Origin of the sequence: Lachnospira hominis (ex Liu et al. 2021) (assembly GCF_014287955.1) — a bacterium.
GTDB classification, from domain to species: Bacteria; Bacillota; Clostridia; order Lachnospirales; family Lachnospiraceae; genus Lachnospira; species Lachnospira hominis.
Window position 1 is genome coordinate 20,948 of sequence record NZ_JACOPD010000015.1, and the last position, 6,402, is coordinate 27,349.

At 37.2% G+C, this 6,402-nt stretch carries 2 protein-coding genes; both read left to right on the forward strand.

Annotated elements, in window-relative coordinates:
• Positions 1-85: 85 nt before the first annotated feature.
• On the forward strand, positions 86-4,525 hold the full coding sequence (locus H8S01_RS13605; protein ID WP_186837522.1) for a pectinesterase family protein: 4,440 nt from the start codon (positions 86-88) through the stop codon (positions 4,523-4,525).
• Positions 4,526-5,618: 1,093 nt separating this feature from the next.
• Entirely contained in the window at positions 5,619-6,053 is a 435-nt protein-coding gene (locus H8S01_RS13610) for a hypothetical protein (protein ID WP_186837523.1), read from the forward strand.
• The last annotated feature ends 349 nt before the right edge of the window (positions 6,054-6,402 follow it).

Here is a 6,402-nt window from a genome sequence, read left to right on the forward strand (position 1 = left end):
AGGAAGCAAATATGCGAACGATGCAACAGATGATTTCCAGTATACATATATTAAAACAAACGGAGACTGCGAAATCGTTGCCAAAATGGATTCTTCAACACTTGTTGACAATCATGTATTTACAGGTGTAATGTTCAGGGAAACTCTTGACACTGGCTCTAAGACAGCCGCACTCGGTATGTCTATGGTTAAGATAAGCAATGAGACAACATGGTCAACATATCTTGCCAGCCGTGAGAAGACCAACGGAAAGATTACAAAGATTTCCGAGACAATAGATACACCTGCAGCAGCACAGAAAGCAGGAATTCCACTTGTAAGAGACCTGCATTATAAAACAGGTGCAACATTTAACGGAACATGGTTTAAGCTTGTAAGAATAGGAAATACATTTACAGGTTATGCATCAGATGACGGAAATACATGGATAACAGTTGGTTCAAAGACTATTGACATGGCAGATGAGATTTATGTGGGATTTGCGGTTGATGGAAATAAGGCAGCAAATAAAATAAACAATCTCAGCACGGCAAAGTTTTCTAATATTCAGATAAATAAGGAATTTACATATGTAAATTACGAGCTTACACATATTACAACAAAGGGTGAAGGTTATGCGGCAGCAGGTCAGGATTTCACTGCAAAACTTGTGAGTGATGACGGATATAATCTTCCTGAGAGCATTAAGATAACGGCAGCAGGCAAAGAACTTGCACAGTCAGATTACACATATGACAAAGAAACAGGAAATGTTGTAATACCTGCCGAAAAAATACCTGCATCAGGCACTGTTGTAATTAATGCAGTAGCAGATAAAAAGGAAAATATAGAGTATACATTACAGACTTATGGTGACACAGCAAATCTTACTGTTAAGGAAGATGGCACATCAATGACAATAAGCCAGACAGCGGAATCAAGCAGTATGGTTTCAAAGAAAGGCAATGAGGGAAGCAATGTATCATATTTGTTATTCCCTTCATCAGATGGTGCATCTAAGATGACACTTAAATTGAAAGTGAACTCATTTAAAAATGGTAAGAGTTCAGGTGCGTATGTCGGAGCATTCCAGACAAAGGGAGATTATCTGTATAATTCAATCGGATTCAGGGGAACAGGTGATAATAATGCGGTTTCTCCGTATTGGATTAAAGCAAATTCGTCAGATTCCACAAAGGATGGAAATGCCGGAAACGGAGGTCCTAAGAATACTTTAAATGAAAATGCAACATATGAAGTTACAATAGAAAAACGAAGCGGCGTATACTATGCTTCTTATAAAGAAGAAGGCGGCAGTACGGTATATGAAAAGACATTTAAGTCATCAGAGGCGTATCTTACAACCGATAAGGCAGCACAGTTTGGTATTGCGATTAACAGTGCTGATATTACAGTATCGGATATTATGCTTACGGACAGTGAAGGCAATACATTATACGACCAGAACAATGTTAATACGTTCAAACCAACTGTTGTCGGCTCTGATATGCTAAAAGTTACAGGTGTCGGTTCTGTTATGAAAGCAAATCAGAGTGCAAAAGAGGGTTATATTTCCAAAACAAAGGATACAGAGGGCCTTAACACAAGTTATCTTGTTTTACCTCAGGACGATTCGCTCACATCAATGTCTATGACTTTGAAAGTGACAAATTATTCAATAACAGGAGAGGCAGGTAAGACAGCAGGCGTATTTGTCGGAGCATTTAAGACAAGCGGAAGTTATGCGTTTGCATCACTCGGTTTCAGGGGATATGATTCAAGTGTCGGAACAGATGCACTTTCAGGTTACTGGATGAAATCAACTGGAAATGCCGGAAACGGTTCACCTAAGTATGAAGTTATTACTAATAATAAATATAATGTGACATTTACAAGAACAGCAAAAGGATACAAGGCAGAATTTGAAAGTCTTCAGAAACCGCTTCTTATAGATGCAACAGGAAAAGAAACATACAAGGCTTCAAAAGAATTTAAGTGGGCTGACATGACTCTTACTGCAGATGATGCCGTCCAGTACGGACTTGCGATAGTCGGTGCCGATGTGGAAATTACAAACTGGGTTGCAAAAGACGCAAGCGGAAAGGTTTTGTATGACCAGAAAGATTTCTATAAAGATGCAGGAACAGCACCTACGGTTACGGGAGTTGAAACGCCTGTTGTATCAGATGACCGTTCATCTATAAGTGTATCATGGACAGGTGAGGGTGCTCAGATTGACGGTAAATACCGTGTTGAAGTTTCAGAAAACGACGGTGCATATACAGAACTTGACACAACAGCAGATACAACATACACATATAAGCCTTCAAAATCAGGTTCGTATAAGTTCAGAATTACAGGTGTCTGTGGAGAAGCTGTTACTAATTCAATAGAATCACAAAGTGTTAAATATGTTCTTCCTATGCAGTCACCTACGATTGGAGCAAAATCGGGAGATGCTTCAAACACCATTACGTGGAAAGCAGTTACAGAAGCCGTAAGTTATAAGGTTTACCGTTCAGAGAGCAGAAATGATGGCTATACACAGATTGGAACAGCTACAGGTCTTTCATATACGGATACTACGGCAGAAAACGAAGTACCTTATTTCTACAAAGTTACGGCTGTTGGAGCAGATAATGAGAGTAATCCATCATCACCTGTTTCTATTATGGCAACAAAGGGCCATACGGGTGAGTATATGTTTGGCTCAAAGGCAGCAGCTATTAAGGTTGCGGAAAAGTCAAATGATACTGTTACGGAAGGAAACGCAAATATTAAGTTCTCATATAATGAGGCAGGAAATGTCAGCATTACAGTAAACGGCAGTGAACTTACATCAAAGAAAACGGCTGCAAACGAAAGCGTATCAGCTGAAATTCCGCTTGCAGACGGAAGAAATGAAGTAAAGGTTGTATTTACAAGCGAATCAGGCGTTAAGACATATAAGAACTTTAATTTTGTGAAACTTACTGATTATGACATTCTTGTTGATGCCAATGCAGCAGCAAAAGCATCTGCACAGGCTGATGACGGACAGACAAAACCTGTATATGCTACAATAGCTGAAGCAGTTGCGTCAGTACCTGCGGATAACAAAGAAAATGTTGTTATTTTTGTAAAGAATGGAAAGTACCATGAAAAGATAACTGTTACTACTCCGTATATTACTATAATTGGTGAAGACAGCGAGAAGACAGTGCTTGAATATAATGTTGCGGCAGGAACGGTAAATCCTGATACAGGAAAGACATACGGAACATCAGGAAGTGCTTCTCTTACTATTGAAAAAACAGCAAATAATGTAAGTCTTGAAAATATAACAGTTGCCAATACATTTGATTATCCGAATGAAACAATCGAGGGAAAAATGGCTGTTGCAATGCTTACAAGAGCAGATAAGCTTATATTTAACAATGTAAGACTTACAGGATGGCAGGATACATTGCAGGCAGATGGCGGCAACCGTCAGTATTTCAGAAATTGTTATATTGAAGGAAATGTAGACTGGATATTCGGAAGTGCACAGGCTGTATTTGATGATTGTGATATAGTTGCAAACGGAGACGGTCATGTAACTGCAGCAAGTACGGAAAGTACACGTTCAACAGGATATGTATTTATTAATTCAAGGTTGTTAAAAAAGAATTCGTCTGTTGCCGACAATAAGGTGACACTTGGAAGACCATGGAGATCAAATGCCTGCGTTACATATGTAAACTGCTTTATGGACAGTCATATAAAAACAGCAGGTTATACAGACATGGGCGAAAATTCGTACAAAGCGGCACAGTTCTATGAATATCAGTCTTATGGTCCGGGATTTGCAGTAAATACAGACAGAAGACAGTTGAGCAAAGCACAGGGTGAAGCTCTTACGGTAAACGGAGTATTTGCAAGAGAATCAGGCGAGGGTGCGGCATTTGCCACAGCATGGGACGCACTTGCAACATATGCTGATTTGTCTAAGAATTATATAGCTGAAAATGTAGTTGAACAGGTAGATTTCAAAGATCTTGATGCGGCTATAAGCCGTGCGGAAGCACTCAGGGAAGCTGATTATAAAGATTTCAGAGCGGTTAAGGCTGCACTTTTAGCAGCAAAAGCACTTGACAGAGAAAATGCAACTCAGGCAGATGCAGATAAGCTTGCAGCAGATATCACCACAGCGATTGCAAATCTTGAGGCAGCAACACCAGACCCAACACCAGGCCCAACGCCGACACCGGACCCAACGCCGACACCGGACCCAACTCCAACGCCGACACCGGATCCAACACCGACACCGGACCCAACGCCGACACCGGACCCAACGCCAACTCCAACACCGGGAACAGGTGATTCAAACGGAAACGGCGGAAACAGCCAGGGAACAACAGAAGATAATAATAATGATGAATCTGATAATGAACAGTCTAGGACAGAAGAATCTGTTGCAACAGGTGAAAGAGGCTTCTCATTATGGTATGCATTAAGTGCAGCTATAGCATCACTTGGTGCAGGCTTAGCACTTACAGGCAAAAAACGCAGAAAAGACGAAGAGTAATCAATAATTATACGAAAAAATTATTTGCGTAATCAGCTCTGATGAATAAAAACAATATGCTCCTTTTCGGGCAGGCAAGTGAGGCAACGAAATCACTTAATGCACGGAAAGGGGCATTTATGTTGTGATGAGCATAATTTTACAATTTTAAAATAGTCTGAAAATAATACAATTTAAACACAATTAAAAAATAAAAGTGTGCAACGAGATGAAAAATAAAAAAATATCAAAAATATTTCAAAAAAGTGTTGACAAATACACAGATGGGTGTTACTATACAATTACAAAAAGGAAACAACATAAAACACAATACAAAGTGTCACAGTTGTTAAAAGGAGGTTGATTCCGTTGGAAACAAAAGAATCTAATCCTCAATATGAAAGTGGTAATGCATAGCAGTTCCCCGCAAGAAAGACCTTTACAACATATTGAATAATTAACATCATAATGATAGAGATGATGAACAAGTTAAAGGTTACATGAGCTGGCATTTCATATTGAACATTTACCACACAGTTAATACATAAGGTTTTCTTATTTGTGTAAAGAAACATATAAGAAAAGAATCTATGATTAATACAACTTGAAAGTTTATGATATTGAGCTGATATATTTCATGAGATATACAAGACGTATATATGGAATATGAATCACATATAATACATAGATTGAGAGAAAATAGTAATCATACTTTTTGAAGATGTAAGGAATGTGAAGAATCCAAGCATACTGAAACTTAGTATTATCACCATTTACAAAAAGTAGTAACTTTCTAAGTATTTATTACGAGGCAGGGAATAAAAAAATTAAGCTGTTATATACAGCAAAAAAGTTACATTAAGTAACAAAAGTCGATTAGGTTGGAACATAATGAATTCAATCATTTATCGAAAAGGAGAAAAAATTGAATACAGAAGAACAGTGTTAGAAAGGCCGTTATGTAAGAATTTATATAGCGGTCTTTCTTTTTATTTATTCAATATATGGAAGAAATTTGAGCATGTAAAATTGTGATGTTGAATGTTTATGAATAAAATTTATTGTACCAGGGAATAATTAAAAAAATAATTATAATAAATGTGAGGGCAGAGAAATGATAGAATCCGATACAATAAAACTTTTACGTGAATGTGATGCAGGTATAAAAATGGGAATAGAATCTATAAATGAGGTGCTTAAATATGTGGATGACAGCAGGCTGCATGATGTATTGACAAAATGCAGAGATGACCATTTAGGGTTACAGGCACAAATACAGGAAATGCTGGATGAATTTCATGATAATGGAAAAGAGCCAAACTCTATTGCAAAAAGTATGTCATGGATAAAGACAAATACAAAACTTATGATGAACGAATCAGATTCAACGATTGCGGGGCTTATGACAGACGGTGGCAATATGGGAGTGAAGTCTCTCAATAAATATCTTAATGAGTATAAGGCGGCAGACGAAAAGACAAAGGATATAGCTAAAAAACTGATAAAACAGGAAGAAAGATTGGTATTTCAAGTTAAAGATTTTTTATAGGTACTATTAAAATATAAACATACTTACTAACAAAAAAATACAGGGAGAGTAAGATGGATTGTGTATTAAGTAATGTTTTCTAAAGTAGAGTAGAATACAGAAGGAAAGAACATGTTTAGGTTTGTTAGAATTATGGAATAAAAAATATGAAAGAAAAGAGCTTAATAAAAGATAAAAAAATAATACTTTAGAAAATTTATAATTATTTTTATCCCCCATTGGTCAATAAGTGGTGTGCTACCTGTCAATAGGACAATAAAAAATAATAAATTTTTGTATCGTCAGCCGAATTACGGCTGGCGATATTTTTATGCTACTTTTATATATTGATTATGATATTCCATTGGTG